Origin of the sequence: Pseudomonas sp. B21-010 (genome assembly GCF_024749325.1) — a bacterium.
GTDB classification, from domain to species: Bacteria; Pseudomonadota; Gammaproteobacteria; order Pseudomonadales; family Pseudomonadaceae; genus Aquipseudomonas; species Aquipseudomonas kilonensis.
Genome location: NZ_CP087198.1, coordinates 3,895,790 through 3,910,418, shown reverse-complemented (window position 1 = coordinate 3,910,418; position 14,629 = coordinate 3,895,790). Strand labels below are relative to the sequence as shown.

13 protein-coding genes are annotated in these 14,629 nt (G+C 59.7%); 7 read left to right on the top strand and 6 right to left on the bottom strand.

Annotation, left to right across the window (positions count from 1 at the left end; translation table 11 throughout):
• Nucleotides 1–81: 81 nt before the first annotated feature.
• The 4 genes from galU (at nucleotide 82) to ahpF (ending at nucleotide 5,124) form a co-directional block, all read left to right on the top strand.
• Complete coding sequence (gene galU, locus LOY50_RS17025) at nucleotides 82–921, top strand: UTP--glucose-1-phosphate uridylyltransferase GalU (RefSeq protein ID WP_003182953.1); 840 nt, start codon at nucleotides 82–84, stop codon at nucleotides 919–921.
• Nucleotides 922–1,222: 301 nt separating this feature from the next.
• Nucleotides 1,223–2,578, top strand: coding sequence for a glutathione-disulfide reductase (gorA, locus tag LOY50_RS17020; protein ID WP_258688595.1), 1,356 nt, complete (start codon nucleotides 1,223–1,225; stop codon nucleotides 2,576–2,578).
• 294 nt (nucleotides 2,579–2,872) lie between these two features.
• Nucleotides 2,873–3,436, top strand: coding sequence for an alkyl hydroperoxide reductase subunit C (ahpC, locus tag LOY50_RS17015; protein WP_024617781.1), 564 nt, complete (start codon nucleotides 2,873–2,875; stop codon nucleotides 3,434–3,436).
• A gap of 125 nt (nucleotides 3,437–3,561) precedes the next feature.
• Complete coding sequence (ahpF, locus tag LOY50_RS17010; RefSeq protein ID WP_253475904.1) at nucleotides 3,562–5,124, top strand: alkyl hydroperoxide reductase subunit F; 1,563 nt, start codon at nucleotides 3,562–3,564, stop codon at nucleotides 5,122–5,124.
• Nucleotides 5,125–5,364: 240 nt separating this feature from the next.
• On the opposite strand, the gene gloA is transcribed toward ahpF, so the two are convergent.
• The gene (gloA, locus tag LOY50_RS17005) at nucleotides 5,365–5,886 is read right to left on the bottom strand and encodes a lactoylglutathione lyase (RefSeq protein ID WP_253475902.1); all 522 of its coding nucleotides are present in this window, start codon (nucleotides 5,884–5,886) and stop codon (nucleotides 5,365–5,367) included.
• A 195-nt stretch (nucleotides 5,887–6,081) separates the two neighbouring features.
• Here gloA and LOY50_RS17000 point away from each other — a divergent pair, with 195 nt between their 5' ends.
• Nucleotides 6,082–6,609, top strand: a complete 528-nt coding sequence (locus tag LOY50_RS17000) for a DUF4946 domain-containing protein (RefSeq protein ID WP_258691251.1) — start codon at nucleotides 6,082–6,084, stop codon at nucleotides 6,607–6,609.
• A gap of 110 nt (nucleotides 6,610–6,719) precedes the next feature.
• Here the strand turns inward: LOY50_RS17000 and LOY50_RS16995 are convergent, their stop codons facing one another.
• The 3 genes from LOY50_RS16995 to LOY50_RS16985 form a co-directional block, all read right to left on the bottom strand.
• Nucleotides 6,720–7,085, bottom strand: a complete 366-nt coding sequence (locus LOY50_RS16995; RefSeq protein WP_013693615.1) for a histone-like nucleoid-structuring protein, MvaT/MvaU family — start codon at nucleotides 7,083–7,085, stop codon at nucleotides 6,720–6,722.
• 211 nt (nucleotides 7,086–7,296) lie between these two features.
• Nucleotides 7,297–8,841: an EAL domain-containing protein gene (locus LOY50_RS16990; protein WP_258688591.1), complete on the bottom strand. Its 1,545-nt coding sequence runs from the start codon at nucleotides 8,839–8,841 to the stop codon at nucleotides 7,297–7,299.
• A 132-nt stretch (nucleotides 8,842–8,973) separates the two neighbouring features.
• Nucleotides 8,974–9,837, bottom strand: a complete 864-nt coding sequence (locus LOY50_RS16985; protein WP_214511982.1) for a LysR family transcriptional regulator — start codon at nucleotides 9,835–9,837, stop codon at nucleotides 8,974–8,976.
• A gap of 278 nt (nucleotides 9,838–10,115) precedes the next feature.
• Here LOY50_RS16985 and LOY50_RS16980 point away from each other — a divergent pair, with 278 nt between their 5' ends.
• Both LOY50_RS16980 and hppD read left to right on the top strand, forming a co-directional pair.
• A complete protein-coding gene (locus tag LOY50_RS16980) occupies nucleotides 10,116–11,060 on the top strand; it encodes a DMT family transporter (RefSeq protein WP_258688581.1) in 945 nt (314 codons plus the stop codon).
• Between the two features lie 250 nt (nucleotides 11,061–11,310).
• The gene (gene hppD / locus LOY50_RS16975) at nucleotides 11,311–12,387 is read left to right on the top strand and encodes a 4-hydroxyphenylpyruvate dioxygenase (protein WP_258688580.1); all 1,077 of its coding nucleotides are present in this window, start codon (nucleotides 11,311–11,313) and stop codon (nucleotides 12,385–12,387) included.
• An 85-nt stretch (nucleotides 12,388–12,472) separates the two neighbouring features.
• On the opposite strand, the gene rarD is transcribed toward hppD, so the two are convergent.
• Both rarD and LOY50_RS16965 read right to left on the bottom strand, forming a co-directional pair.
• The gene (gene rarD / locus LOY50_RS16970) at nucleotides 12,473–13,357 is read right to left on the bottom strand and encodes an EamA family transporter RarD (RefSeq protein WP_024617788.1); all 885 of its coding nucleotides are present in this window, start codon (nucleotides 13,355–13,357) and stop codon (nucleotides 12,473–12,475) included.
• A 124-nt stretch (nucleotides 13,358–13,481) separates the two neighbouring features.
• Nucleotides 13,482–14,516 carry an aldo/keto reductase gene (locus LOY50_RS16965; RefSeq protein WP_003202978.1) on the bottom strand — a complete coding sequence of 345 codons (1,035 nt, stop codon included), beginning with the start codon at nucleotides 14,514–14,516 and terminating at the stop codon, nucleotides 13,482–13,484.
• Nucleotides 14,517–14,629 lie beyond the last annotated feature (113 nt).

Here is a 14,629-nt window from a genome sequence, read left to right as displayed (position 1 = left end):
GCCAGTGCGGGCATTGTAAGGTGCCCGTCGCCTGATTAGACTGCGCCGAAACTTGTACACACCGCCTTTTCAAGGACTTATATGATCAAGAAATGCTTGTTCCCAGCAGCCGGTTACGGTACTCGCTTCCTGCCAGCGACTAAAGCCATGCCCAAAGAAATGCTGCCGGTGGTGAACAAGCCACTGATCCAGTACGGCGTCGAAGAAGCCCTCGATGCGGGCCTGACGGAAATCTCCATCGTCACCGGCCGCGGCAAACGCGCCCTGGAAGACCATTTCGACATCAGCTACGAGCTGGAAAACCAGATCAAGGGCACCGACAAGGAAAAATACCTGGTCGGTATCCGCAAACTGCTGGATGAGTGCTCGTTCTCCTACACCCGCCAGACCGAAATGAAAGGCCTGGGCCACGCGATCCTGACCGGCCGCCCACTGATCGGTGACGAACCGTTCGCCGTGGTCCTGGCGGACGACCTGTGCGTCAACCTCGAAGGCGACGGCGTACTGACCCAGATGGTCAAGCTGTACAAGCAGTTCCGCTGCTCCATCGTGGCGATCCAGGAAGTCGATCCGCAGGAAACCAACAAGTACGGCGTGATTGCCGGCGAAATGATCCGCGACGACATCTACCGCGTTCACAGCATGGTTGAAAAACCAAAACCTGAAGACGCACCGTCGAACCTGGCGATCATCGGTCGCTACATCCTGACCCCAGACATCTTCGACCTGATCGAACAGACCGAGCCAGGCAAGGGCGGCGAAATCCAGATCACCGACGCCCTGATGAAACAGGCCCAGAACGGCTGCGTCATGGCCTACAAGTTCAAAGGCAAGCGTTTCGACTGCGGTGGCGCCGAAGGCTACATCGACGCGACCAACTTCTGCTTCGAGAACTTCTACAAGACGGGCAAGGCTTACTGATAGCCTGCGCCACGCCTTGAAAAACGCCCCGACTGGTTCGGGGCGTTTTTTTTGGCTCGCGGAAAAGTCTCTCGCAACGCCCCAATCACACAAACAAAACCCTGTGGGGTATGAAAATCCTGAGCCCACCCCAAAACAACTGTGGGAGCGAGCTTGCTCGCGATGGCGGTGGGTCAGCTTGCATCGGTGCTGAATGTGCCGACGCTATCGCGAGCAAGCTCGCTCCCACAGGAATTGCGCTGCAACGCTGCCTCAGGTGAAAACAGCAGGTATGCTGATGACCTGCCGAAGGAGATAGAAAATGGCCTACGATTTTGACTTGTATGTGGTTGGCGCCGGTTCCGGTGGTGTGCGGGCTGCGCGGTTTGCCGCCGGTTTCGGGGCCAAGGTGGCCGTGGCGGAAAGCCGTTACCTGGGCGGGACCTGCGTGAACGTGGGCTGCGTGCCGAAAAAACTGCTGGTCTACGGCGCGCACTACGCCGAGGACTTCGAGCAGGCATCGGCCTATGGCTGGACGGCGGGCGAGGCGAGTTTCGACTGGGCCACGTTGATCGCCAACAAGGACCGGGAAATCAATCGCCTCAACGGCATCTACCGCAACCTGCTGGTCAACAGCGGCGTTGTGCTGCACGAAGGTCACGCGAAAATCACCGGGCCCCATGAGGTCGAGATCAACGACCAGCGCTACACCGCCAAGCACATCATGATCGCCACCGGCGGCTGGCCGGTGATCCCGGACATTCCGGGGCGCGAGCATGCCATCAGCTCCAACGAGGCGTTCTTTCTCAAGGAACTGCCCAAGCGCGTCATCGTGGTGGGCGGTGGCTACATTGCGGTGGAGTTCGCCGGGATCTTCCACGGCATGGGTGCGCAGACGTCCTTGCTCTATCGCGGTGAGCTGTTCCTGCGCGGCTTTGACGGTGCAGTGCGCAAGCACCTGGCGGAAGAACTGACTCGGCGTGGCCTGGATCTGCAATTCAACGCGGACATCAAATCCATCGAAAAACTCGACGATGGCAGCCTCAGGGTAGAGCTCAAGGATGGCAAGACGTTGATCACCGATTGCGTGTTCTACGCCACCGGTCGGCGGCCGATGCTCGACAACCTGGGCCTGGAAACCACCGGTGTCACGCTGGATGAGAAGGGCTTTGTCCAGGTCAACGAAAAATACGAGACCGCTGAACCGTCGATCCTCGCCATTGGCGATGTGATCGGTCGTGTGCAGCTTACCCCCGTTGCCCTGGCCGAGGGCATGGCGGTTGCGCGACGTCTGTTCAAGCCCGAGCAATATCGCCTGGTGGATTACCGGATGATTCCCACCGCCGTGTTCAGCCTGCCGAACATCGGCACGGTGGGTCTGACGGAAGAGCAGGCCAAGGAGGAGGGCCATGAGGTTGAGATTTTCGAAAGCCGCTTCCGGCCGATGAAACTGAGCTTGACCGAATGCCAGGAGCGCACACTGATGAAACTGGTGGTGGATGCCCGGACTGACAAGGTACTGGGTTGCCACATGGTTGGACCGGATGCCGGGGAAATCGTCCAGGGCCTGGCCATTGCGCTCAAGGCTGGCGCCACCAAGCGCGATTTCGACGAAACCATCGGCGTGCATCCGACCGCCGCCGAAGAGTTCGTGACGATGCGTACGCCCGTCGCCTGAAGCTACCCGTAAGAGCTGCGTAAGAGCTGTGTAGGAGCTGTGTAGGAGCTGTCGAGTGCAACGAGGCTGCGATCTTTCCCCAGACACTTGAATCTCAAGCGAAAGATCAAAAGAAAGATCAAAAGAAAGATCCAAAGATCGCAGGCTTCGCCAGCTCCTACAGATTTTTTCTATCTATATAGATTCCTGATAGCCAAAACCAATCATTCACATCAGGTTTGCCAATGAGCCAGCCCGGGGACGAGTGGTTAAGATTCCCTCCATCAACTTTTCAACCCTGATGGAGAAACATCGATGCCTATCATCAACAGCCAAGTTAAACCGTTCAACGCTACCGCTTTCAAAAACGGCGAATTCGTTCCGGTATCGGACGCCGATCTGAAAGGCAAGTGGTCTGTCGTGTTCTTCTACCCAGCCGACTTCACCTTCGTTTGCCCAACCGAGCTGGAAGACCTGGCTGACAACTACGCCGAATTCAAGAAACTGGGCGTCGAGATCTACAGCGTATCGACCGACACCCACTTTGCCCATGCGGCCTGGCACAACACTTCGCCAGCCATCGGCAAGATCCAGTACACCATGATCGGCGACCCAACCCACGTTATCTCCCGCAACTTCGACGTGCTGATCGAAGAAGTTGGCCTGGCTGACCGCGGCACTTTCGTGATCAACCCGGAAGGCCAGATCAAGATCGTTGAAATCAACGACGGCGGTGTAGGCCGTGACGCTTCCGAACTGCTGCGCAAGGTCAAGGCCGCTCAGTACGTTGCCGCTCACCCAGGCGAAGTCTGCCCAGCCAAGTGGAAAGAAGGCGAGGCCACCCTGGCTCCGTCCCTGGACCTGGTCGGCAAGATCTAAGTCTGTGAGTCATCCGAGGGCGATCCGCTCTTAATCAAGTAAGCCGCTTCGCCCCAAAAAAACGCCTGGGCGAGATTCGCTCGGGCGTTGTTTTTTCTGAAATTCAAAAAATGGAAATCGCCCGTATGTTGGACGCCAATCTTAAAGCTCAGTTGAAGTCATACCTGGAACGGGTCACCCAGCCGATCGAGATCGTCGCTTCCCTTGACGACGGTGCGAAATCCCAGGAAATGCTCGCGTTACTCCAGGACGTTGCCAGTCTTTCCCACCAGATTACCTTGCTCGACAACGGCAGCGATGCGCGCAAGCCTTCGTTTTCGTTGAACCGCCCGGGAGCCGATATCAGCCTGCGTTTTGCCGGCATTCCCATGGGCCACGAATTCACTTCGCTGGTGTTGGCCTTGCTGCAAGTGGGCGGTCACCCTTCGAAGGCCAGTGTCGACGTCATCGAACAGGTCCGTTCCCTCAAGGGCGAGTTCAACTTCGAGACCTATTTCTCGCTGTCGTGCCAGAACTGCCCGGACGTGGTCCAGGCGCTGAACCTGATGGCGGTGCTGAACCCGAACATTCGTCACGTCGCCATCGACGGCGCGCTGTTCCAGGCCGAAGTTGATGAACGCCAGATCATGGCCGTGCCGAGTGTGTACCTCAACGGTGTGAACTTCGGCCAGGGCCGCATGGGCCTGGAAGAGATTCTCGCCAAGATCGACACCAGCGGCATCGAACGCCAGGCCGAGAAAATCAGCGCCAAGGATGCCTTTGATGTGCTGGTGGTCGGCGGTGGCCCGGCCGGCGCTTCGGCGGCGATCTACGCGGCCCGTAAAGGCATCCGCACTGGCGTGGCGGCCGAACGTTTCGGCGGCCAGGTGCTCGATACCATGGCCATCGAGAACTTCATTTCGGTCCAGGAAACCGAAGGGCCGAAACTGGCCGTCGCCCTGGAAGAACACGTCAAGCAGTACGACGTGGACATCATGAACCTGCAACGTGCCGACGGCCTGGTGCCGGGCAAGGACGGCGGGTTGCATGAAATCAAGTTCGCCAGCGGTGCGAGCCTCAAGGCCAGGACCGTGATCCTGGCGACCGGTGCCCGCTGGCGTGAAATGAACGTGCCGGGCGAGCAGCAGTATCGCAACAAGGGCGTGGCGTACTGCCCGCACTGCGACGGTCCGCTGTTCAAAGGCAAGCGCGTGGCGGTGATCGGCGGTGGTAACTCCGGCGTCGAGGCGGCCATCGACCTGGCCGGTATCGTCGCCCACGTCACGTTGCTGGAGTTCGATGTGCAATTGCGTGCCGACGCGGTATTGCAGCGCAAACTGCACAGCCTGCCGAACGTGACGGTGATTACCAACGCCCAGACCACCGAAGTGACCGGAGACGGTCAGAAGGTCAATGGCTTGCGCTACAAGGACCGTCCGAGCGGTGACGTGCGGGATGTGGAGTTGGAGGGGATCTTCGTGCAGATCGGCCTGTTGCCCAACACCGATTGGCTCAAAGGCACCGTCGAGCTGTCGCCGCGGGGTGAAATTATCGTCGATGCCCGGGGTGAAACCTCGATCCCTGGCGTGTTCGCCGCCGGTGACGTGACCACCGTGCCGTACAAGCAGATCGTGATTGCCGTAGGCGAGGGCGCCAAGGCTTCGCTGAGTGCCTTCGACCACCTGATCCGTACCTCTGCGCCGGCCTGAATAGCCGATAGCGGAAAAAACAGAACCCCATGAGCCTGGCTCATGGGGTTTTTTATTGGCTATTTCACGCACTCACCACTAACCAATGTGGGAGCGAGCCTGCTCGCGATAGCGGTGGATCAGCCAGCATCAATGCTGAATGTGCCGCCGTCATCGCGAGCAGGCTCGCTCCCACAGGGGATTTGTGCTGGGCGAAAAATCCACGTCACTGACAATCAAATATGGGAGCTATGGTGAGGTTTACAGCGGCGCAGGCTGGATGATTTCAACCCAGTAGCCATCCGGGTCCTTGATGAAGGCCAGGCTTTTCATGCGCCCGTCGTTCAGGCGTTTCTGGAAATCGCAGCCCAGTGCTTCGAAGCGCTCGCAGGCGGCGGCGACGTCCGGTACCGAGATGCAGATATGGCCGAAGCCGCGTGGGTCGGTGTTGCCGTTATGGTAGGCGAAGGCCGGGTCGCTTTCGGTGCCGTGGTTGTGGGTCAGTTCCAGGATGCCCGGGATCGACTTCATCCATTCGGTCCGCGCCGCCGCGTCCGCCGGGATCTGGTGCTTGTCCACCAGCGCCAGGAAATACAGGCTGAACTCGGCTTCCGGGAAGTCGCGTTTCTCCACCAGCGAGAAACCCAGCACGCGGGTGTAGAAATCCAGGGACCGGGTGATGTCCTTGACGCGCAGCATGGTGTGGTTGAAGACGAACTTGGCCGTGGCGGCATCAGGTTGTGCGGTGACGCCAGGGAAAGTGTTGAGTTCGTGCAGGCTCATGGGCCCTCCGGAAAATAAGTGGGGCAAACGGCGTCGCAAGTGTGGTTGCGACGGTTCCTGGGCTTGCGTCAGACGGCTTCCTTGCAGGTGCGAGCATGATACGCAAGGGACGCGGTGTCGCCAAACCGCGTGTGGCTATTGCCTGCTTCTGTCTCGGGCTTCAGACTTTACGATTCGCCCTTGAGTGCCAACGCAATGATTCGACCGTTCCTTTCGTTGTTTGTCCTGCTGTTTGCCGGCATTGCGAGTGTCGGCGGCGTCCAGGCGGACGAACCGCAGATCGCCTGGCCCCAAGGTTGGGTTGTCGAGCCACTGCCCGCCGACGCCGCGGCACCGGGCCCCTTGCGACAACGTGCAACCAAGAGCGATTCGGCAGGCAATGCCGTGATGGTCATGGAGTTGACCACGACTACCGTCGAACCCGGTCACCAGGTCAACTTGCAAGGCGTGTTGCTGGAAATGCGCAAATCGATCCAGAAGGATTTCTTCCAGGGCGGTTACCAAAGTGTGTGCAATAAGATCCATGCTTCCATGTTGGGCGGCGTAACTGCATTGGAAACCACTTGCACGATCACGCAAAACGGACGACATGTATTGTCTCAGGCACTCGTCGCGGCACTAAATGAGGGCAAGGCTTATGTGCTGTCCTATGCAGGGCAGGCGCAGGTGTTTGTTGAAAGCCAGGATGAAATACAGTCGGTGCGAAACAGTTTGAAACTATAACGCCGTCAGCGTAATACGCTCGGGGTTTACTCCAAAAGTTTAGCCCATAAAAAAGCCCTGAGTGTATTCAGGGCTTTTTTGCATCATGGACGCTGTCAACCGCGCACGTGTCAACCACGCAACCAGGAGTCGACGGTAGCTGCACCGTACTGTTCTTTCCAGGCTTTCAGGCCGCGGTGATTGCCGCCCTTGGTCTCGATCAACTCGCCGGTGTGCGGGTTCTGGTAAACCTTTACCACTCGCGCACGGCGGGTCTTGATGGGTTTGCTCGATTGCAGGCTCGCCTTGGACGGGTTCGGGTCGAGGATCGCGACGATGTCGCGCAGGCTCTTGCCGTAGGTTTTCATCAGTCCCTGGAGCTTTTCCTCGAATTCGATTTCCTTCTTGAGCCCGGCATCGTTCTTCAGTGATTCCAACTGCTTGAGCTGTTCTTGAAGGGCCTTTTCGGCTGCACGAAATTCAGCGAGTCTGGACAAAATCGTTACTCCATTCAAAATATTTGGCTGATACCAACCGCAAACAAAGCTATAAGCCGAGCGCCTTGGTGTTAATGACTCTCCTGCTATCTGGCACAGGTAGAAAAATTGTAGTAGTTAATCCGGGAAGTGTAAATCGTAACTTTTTCGTTATGTAACAACAGCAAAATTTTTTATCAGTTGGGCATCGTCGTCAATAGATCGGCGGCGGTTAACTGCCATTAAGGTCGGTCAAGGTCTCAATGAACGCCTGCCCGCTAATCGGTCGACCAAATAGATAACCCTGTAGAAAGTTCACCCCATGGGCGCTCAGGTAGTCACTTTGCTCGACGGTTTCGACGCCCTCGGCCACCATGTCCAGGCCCAGCTTGCCTGACAGTTCGATGATGCTGTCGAGCAGGTGCCGTGACAGCGTATCGGCACCGATCCTCGCGACAAAACTCTGGTCGATCTTCAAAAGGTCCACGTTGAACTGGCGCACGTACGCCAAGCTGGAATGACCCGTGCCGAAATCGTCGAGGGCGATCTTGACGCCCAGCTCCCGCAGCTGGTCGAACAGTTGCCGGGTAACGGGCGTAGGTTCGATCAACTCGCGCTCGGTCAACTCCAGCGCCAGGGCAATCGTACCGGGCGCGAAGGCGGCGAGAAATTCGCGGCAATCGTCCACCAGCGCCAGATCCTGGCAGTGGCGGGCGGTGATGTTGATGCCAACATGAAACGGCACTTCGAGTTGAGGCGCCAGCGGTGCCAGCAGGTGCATGGTCTGCTGCATCAGCGCCCGGGTCATCGGTACGATCAGGCCGCTGTGTTCGGCGAATGGAATGAACAGGTCCGGGCAAACGAGGCCTTCCTTGGGGTGGTTCCAGCGCATCAGCACTTCGACGCCGGCCCTGCGTTTGCTGTCGCTGTGTACGACCGGTTGCAGATAGGGCACGAACTCGCCGGCTTCCAGGGCCCGTTGCAGTTCACGACTGGGCGAGGAGGCGCGCTTTTGCAGCCAGTGCCCGAGGGTCCCGGCCACGACGCCGAAGAAGATCAGCAAGCTGAACAGCGGCGGATATTCCCTGGCCATGTAGCGCCAGGTCTCGCCCTCGTCGAAGCCGGCTTCTACATTGAAGGCATAGCGCGATGACCCCAGCTCATTCTGGGCGACCGGCAGCCCGGGCATGGGCGCTGGCCGGACCTTGCCGTCCGCCGCCAGCCAGTTCGTCCCGACTTGCAGCCTTAGCCGGGTCTGGCGGCCGATCAAGCGCAAGACGTTCGTCAGGTGGTACCCGTTGAGCGTAGCCAGGGCGCCTTGATGGCCCTCGTTGAGCCGGTAAATCAGCAGCGCGGTGTCCGGCGTGACCGGGTTGCCGCCCATGAGCCACAAGCTGTCTTGATGGTAGTCGCTCGGGTTGACGCGTTCCTCGAAGGCACCGAACAGCGAGCTGCAATACAGGTTGTTGTCCCAGATAAGGTTGGTCGAACGGACAAAGGGCCGGCGCGTCACTTGTTCGCGTAAGGCCAGCTTCACCGCTTCGCAGGGCTGGCCGGCCAGGGGTAATAGTTCACGGGCCGCCAAGGCGGTGTTGTCGAGCATCAGCTCGATCTGCCTGACCAGCTCCTCGGCGGTCTGCCGGGTGTGTTGCGCCAGCGTCCGCTCGGCCTGCATGTACAAAATGGTCAGCCCTGAGAGCATCGGTACCAGGCCGCACAGCAGGGTGACGAGATAGCGACGGGGCCGGGTGTGCGAGCGGGTGGCGGTCAAGGGCATCGGCACAACCTGAGAGGAAAAGGGGTGAGGGGAAACGTCGGATGCCGACCATGATAGATGGCTTGCCGGGTGCTTGCTGATCGCAGCGTGACTATGGGAGCAAGCTTTGCTCCCATAGGTTCAATGCCAGGCTCATGACTGCCGGGCCAGCTCGATAAACGCCAGGGTGGCGGGCGAGGCCTGGCGGCTGTCCAGGACTGCCAGGCCAATCTGGCGCGGCACCCGCGGCGACAAGGGGCGCGCGACGAAACCCAGGCTTTCGCCCTCCGGCAACGAACCTTCGGACACCACGCTCACCGCCTCACCGCGCCTGACGACGTCCAGGGTGCTGAGCAGTTGCGAACAACGAAAACGCACGTTCGGGGTCAGCCGGGCGGCATTGAACAGGCGCGAAACCAGCTCCGACGATCCGGCCTCGGTGTGCACGAAGGGGTCGTTGCACAGGTCCTTGAGGCTCAGGCTGGCCTGGGCGGCGAGGGGATGGTTAGTGGGCAGGAGGGCGACCATCTGATCTTCCATCAGCATGAACGTATCGAAACGCTCCTCGGGCAGCACCACGAAGCCGACGTCGATCCGCCGTTCGTCCAGCCATTGGAGGACCTGCCTGTCGGGCCCTTCGTCGATGTGCACTTCGATGCCCGGGTGCAAGTCTCGATAGCGCCGCAGGATACCGGGCAACAGTTTCATCGATGACGTTGGCCCGAACGAGCCGATGCGCAAGGTGCCGCGGCGCATGCCCCGGGCATCGGCGGCTTCCTGGCGCAAGGTGTTGGCCAGCCCGAGCATGGCCCGGGCCCGCAGCAGCAATTGCTGACCAATATCGCTGAGTTCCACCTGGGATTGATGACGCCTGAGCAATTCCACGCCCAATTCTTGTTCCAGGGACTTGATGGCGTGGGATACCGCTGACTGGCCGATGCCCAGGCGCGTTGCCGCCGCCGTGAACCCCCGCAGCTCGGCGACCAGGGAGAAGATTTCGAGTTGGGTGAGAGTCATGAGGGATTGCTCATTTTACGATGATCAAACATGAGGCGAACAATACGACATCTCAACCGTGCACGGAACCGTGGCCCAGGTGCTTTTCTGTGGCGAGGGAGCTTGCTCCCGCTGGGTTCTGTAGGAGCTGGCGAAGCCTGCGATCTTTTGATCTTTCGCTTGAGACTCAAGTGTCTGGGGAAAGATCGCAGCCTCGCTTCGCTCGACAGCTCCTACAGGTCCAGCGGGAGCAAGCTCCTTCGCCACAGGTAATTCGTCTTATTTCAATGTGGTGAACCATGAAAACCCTCGAACAAACCCTCCCAACCCCGTCAGACCTGCCGGTCTACTTGAAGCTCGCCATGGTCACCATGATCTGGGGCGGGACCTTCGTCGCCGGCCGGATCCTTGCCGATGCCCTGGCGCCGATGTTTGCCGCCAGCCTGCGGTTCCTGCTGGCGAGTATCGCGCTGCTGGCGTTTCTCGCCCTGGCCGGGATCCCGTTGGTCAGGCCCAGTGTGAAGCAGGGGCTGCAATTGGCCGCGCTGGGGTTCTTCGGCATCTTTTTCTATAACCTGTGCTTCTTCTATGGCTTGCAGTACATCAATGCCTCGCGCGCCTCGCTGATCGTGGCCTTGAACCCGGCGGTGATCGGGCTGGCGTCCTGGTGGTTGTTCAAGGAGCGGCTGAGCCGCTTGAAAGTGGCGGGCATCGTGCTCTGCATCGGTGGGGCGGGGTTGGTGATCGTCAGTCGTGATCCGTCCTTGTTGCAAGGCGCAGCGCAGGGTTGGATCGGCGACCTGCTGATTTTTGGCTGCGTGCTGGGCTGGGGCATCTATTCGCTGTTTTCCAGGCGTTTGAATGACAGTCTCGGCCCCTTGCAGACCGTGACCTGGTCGATTCTGCTGGGCACGCTGATGTTGTGGCTGGCCTGCGCGGCGGCGGGCGAGATTCGTGTCCAAGCCCTGCGCGCGCTGGACGTGGAGCAATGGCTGAGCCTGTTGTACCTCGGCGTGCTGGGCTCGGCCCTGGCCTATATCGCCTGGTATGACGGCATTCGTCGGATTGGCGCGACCCGTTCCGGGGTGTTCATCGCGCTTAATCCGCTGACGGCGGTGCTATTGGGGGCGCTGCTGCTGGACGAACGGCTCACGGCCTTGATGTGTGTCGGCGGGGGCGTGATCCTGGTGGGCATTTTCCTGTGCAACAAACCCCTTGCGCGGTCGAAGGAAAAGGCGATTTGATACAGAAGGCGGACAAACCTGGTTACGCTGTGTAGAATCGAGTTACGCATATAAGAATAACGTCTTCTGGCAGCAGAAGCCTCGCCCGCAAGAGCCTTGGGTCGACAATGAAGATACTTGGGTTTCAACTGATCTATGGCGATTTCCTCGCCCGCAGCGTTCGTGGCATTTCCTGCGCGCCGCCCCGTGTCCTCAGCATCGCCAGCAACTAACGTTTTTTGTTAATTGACCCGACTGATGAGGCGCCGACATGGCAGATCTATACGAAAACCCCATGGGCCTGATGGGCTTCGAATTCATTGAATTCGCATCCCCGACCCCCAACATCCTGGAGCCGATCTTCGAGATCATGGGCTTCACCAAAGTGGCCACCCACCGCTCCAAAAACGTGCACCTGTATCGCCAGGGCGCGATCAACCTGATCCTCAACAACGAACCCCACAGCGTGGCGTCGTACTTTGCCGCCGAGCACGGTCCGTCGGTGTGCGGCATGGCGTTCCGGGTCAAGGATTCGCAACAGGCCTACAAGCGTGCCCTGGAACTCGGCGCCCAGCCGATCCACATCGAGACCGGCCCGATGGAGCTGAACCTGCCGGCGATCAAAGGCATCGGTGGCGCGCCGCTGTACCTGATCGACCGTTTTGGCGAAGGCAGCTCGATCTATGACATCGACTTCGTGTTCCTCGAGGGCGTTGACCGCAACCCGGTGGGCGCGGGCCTGAAAATCATCGACCACCTGACCCACAACGTCTATCGCGGGCGCATGGCCTACTGGGCCGGCTTCTACGAGAAGCTGTTCAACTTCCGCGAAATCCGTTACTTCGACATCAAGGGCGAATACACCGGCCTGACCTCCAAGGCCATGACCGCCCCGGATGGCATGATCCGTATCCCGTTGAACGAAGAGTCGTCCAAGGGCGCCGGGCAGATCGAAGAGTTCCTGATGCAGTTCAACGGCGAAGGCATCCAGCACGTGGCCTTCCTCACCGACGACCTGATCAAGACCTGGGATCACCTGAAAAGCATCGGCATGCGCTTCATGACCGCGCCGCCGGACACCTACTACGAAATGCTCGAAGGCCGCCTGCCAAACCACGGCGAACCGGTGGATGAACTGCAATCGCGGGGCATTCTGCTGGACGGTGCTTCCGAGCAGGGCGACAAGCGCCTGCTGCTGCAGATCTTCTCGGAAACCCTGATGGGGCCGGTGTTCTTCGAATTCATCCAGCGCAAGGGCGACGATGGTTTCGGCGAAGGTAACTTCAAGGCGCTGTTCGAATCCATCGAGCGCGACCAGGTGCGTCGTGGTGTGCTGGCGACCGAGTAAGGCCTGAGCCATGAAAAAGCCCGCCTGGCAGTGATGCCGGGCGGGCTTTTTATTGCCGATAGACCCACAGGGGCTGGCGGTGACCTCAAGTCCGGCGCTGTTGACGCACCAAGTGCTTGAACCCTTCGAACACCAGCACCGCCACCGCCATCCAGATGGGGATGTAGGTCAGCCATTCACCGGCCTTGATGCTTTCGCCCAACAGCAGCGCAACGCCCAGCAGCAACACCGGCTCGACATAACTCAACAGCCCGAACAGGCTGAACGGCAGCAATCGACTGGCGACGATGTAGGACACCAGCGCGCTGGCGCTGATGACCCCGAGTACCGGGATCAGCAGCGACAGCCACGGGTATTGATCGAAAACGTCGAAACCCTGTTCGCCGCTTTGCACGAACCACAGCGCCAGGGGCAGCATCAGGGTCATGTCCAGCCAGAGGCCGCCCAGGTTGTCGGTCTTGATGCGTTTGCGCAGGATGAAATAGATCGGGTAGCCAATCACCACCAGCAAGGTTGCCCAGGAAAAACCACCTACTTGGTACAACTCGTTGAACACGCCAAGGGTGGCGAAGAACACGGCGACTTTCTGCAGGTAGGAAAGGCGTTCGCCATAGACGATGCGTCCGGTCAGGACCATCGACAGTGGCAACAGGAAGTACCCCAGCGACACGTCCAGGCTGTAGCCATTGAGCGGTGCCCACATGAACAGCCACAGTTGCGCGCCCATCAATGCCGAGGAGGCGATCGCCGCGATCAACAGCCGTGGCGTGGCGATCAGGCGTTGGATCAGCGCCGTGACCAGGTGCCAGTCCCGCGTCACCAGCAGGAAGGCGGTCATGCACGGCATCGTCAGCAGCATGCGCCAGCCGAAGATCTCCACGCCGGTCAGCGGTGAGAGCAACGAGGTGTAGTAGTACATGACGGCGAACAGCGCGGAGGCCGAGACCGATAGAACGATGCCTTTGGACACGGTGATTCTCTTGAGGGCGATCAATCAACCCAAACTGTTGGCTGGCAAGTTTATCTAGGGGAGCAAGTTTGTGGGAGCAAGGCTTGCCCGCGATAGCCACGCCACGGTTTAACAGTGAACCGCGTTATCGTTCATCGCGGGCAAGCCTTGCTCCCACAGGTACCCGCCCCGGCACGAAATGGCTGACATCGTTGAACCCCGGTGTCGAAGCATGCCCCGGCGTCACCAGCGAATCGATGAAGGCTTCATCTTCCGCGCTGATCTTCACCGATTGCGCCTTGGTGTACGAATCCCACTGCTCCTCGGTGCGCGGCCCGACGATGGCCGAGGTCACGGCGCTGTTGTTCAGCACCCAGGCGATGGCGAACTCGACGATGCCCACGCCGCGGCCCTGGGTGTATTGCAGGATCTGTTGGGCAATGCGCAGGGACTCGACCCGCCACTCGGTTTCCAGGATGCGTTTGTCCTGGCGGCCGGCACGGCTGTTGGCGTCCGGCGCCACGTCTGGCGCGTACTTGCCGCTGAGCACGCCTCGGGCCAGGGGGCTGAACGGCACCACGCCGAGGCCGTAGTTCTGCGCCGCGGTGATCTGCTCGGTTTCCGCCTGGCGGTTGACGATGTTGTACAGCGGTTGGCTGATCACCGGTCGGTCGATGCCCAGGCTGTCGGCGATCCGGATCACTTCGGCGATGCGCCAGCCGCGGTAGTTCGACAGGCCCCAGTAGCGGATCTTGCCTTGGCGAATCAAGTCGCCGATGGCCGACACAGTAACGTGCAGCGGCGTGTTGTGGTCTTCGCGGTGCAGGTAATAGATGTCCAGGTAATCGGTGCCCAGGCGCGTCAGGCTCGCCTCGATGCCATTGAAGATGTGCTTGCGGCTCAGGCCGCTGCGGTTGGGCATGCCGTCCGGCGGGCCGAAGCCGACCTTGGTGGCCAGCACCCATTCCTGGCGGTGACGGGCGATCGCCTCGCCGACGATCTCTTCGGAACGGCCGTTGGTGTAGACGTCCGCGGTGTCGATGAAATTAATGCCCTGGTCCCAGGCCTTGTCGATGATCCGCAGCGAATCCTCGGTGCTGGTCTGTTCGCCGAACATCATCGTGCCCAGGGTCAGCGTCGAGACTTGCAACCCGGAATGGCCTAGCGTGCGGTAGCTCATGACAAGATCCTTTTATCCATGGGGAAAGGCTCAATCAAATACCAGAACAGTCGCGTGGATCCAACCGTTTTCTCAACCCCACCAAAATCCACTGTGGGAGCGAGCTTGCTCGC

Excerpts from the sequence above, each read along its gene's own strand:
- LOY50_RS16980 (WP_258688581.1), top strand. The coding sequence starts at position 10,116 with ATGAAAACCCTCGAACAAACCCTCCCAACCCCGTCAGACCTGCCGGTC.
- LOY50_RS16985 (WP_214511982.1), bottom strand. The coding sequence starts at position 9,837 with ATGACTCTCACCCAACTCGAAATCTTCTCCCTGGTCGCCGAGCTGCGG.
- ahpC (WP_024617781.1), top strand. The coding sequence starts at position 2,873 with ATGCCTATCATCAACAGCCAAGTTAAACCGTTCAACGCTACCGCTTTC.
- LOY50_RS17000 (WP_258691251.1), top strand. The coding sequence starts at position 6,082 with ATGATTCGACCGTTCCTTTCGTTGTTTGTCCTGCTGTTTGCCGGCATT.
- LOY50_RS16965 (WP_003202978.1), bottom strand. The coding sequence starts at position 14,516 with ATGAGCTACCGCACGCTAGGCCATTCCGGGTTGCAAGTCTCGACGCTG.
- galU (WP_003182953.1), top strand. The coding sequence starts at position 82 with ATGATCAAGAAATGCTTGTTCCCAGCAGCCGGTTACGGTACTCGCTTC.
- gorA (WP_258688595.1), top strand. The coding sequence starts at position 1,223 with ATGGCCTACGATTTTGACTTGTATGTGGTTGGCGCCGGTTCCGGTGGT.
- ahpF (WP_253475904.1), top strand. The coding sequence starts at position 3,562 with ATGTTGGACGCCAATCTTAAAGCTCAGTTGAAGTCATACCTGGAACGG.
- LOY50_RS16990 (WP_258688591.1), bottom strand. The coding sequence starts at position 8,841 with ATGCCCTTGACCGCCACCCGCTCGCACACCCGGCCCCGTCGCTATCTC.
- hppD (WP_258688580.1), top strand. The coding sequence starts at position 11,311 with ATGGCAGATCTATACGAAAACCCCATGGGCCTGATGGGCTTCGAATTC.
- gloA (WP_253475902.1), bottom strand. The coding sequence starts at position 5,886 with ATGAGCCTGCACGAACTCAACACTTTCCCTGGCGTCACCGCACAACCT.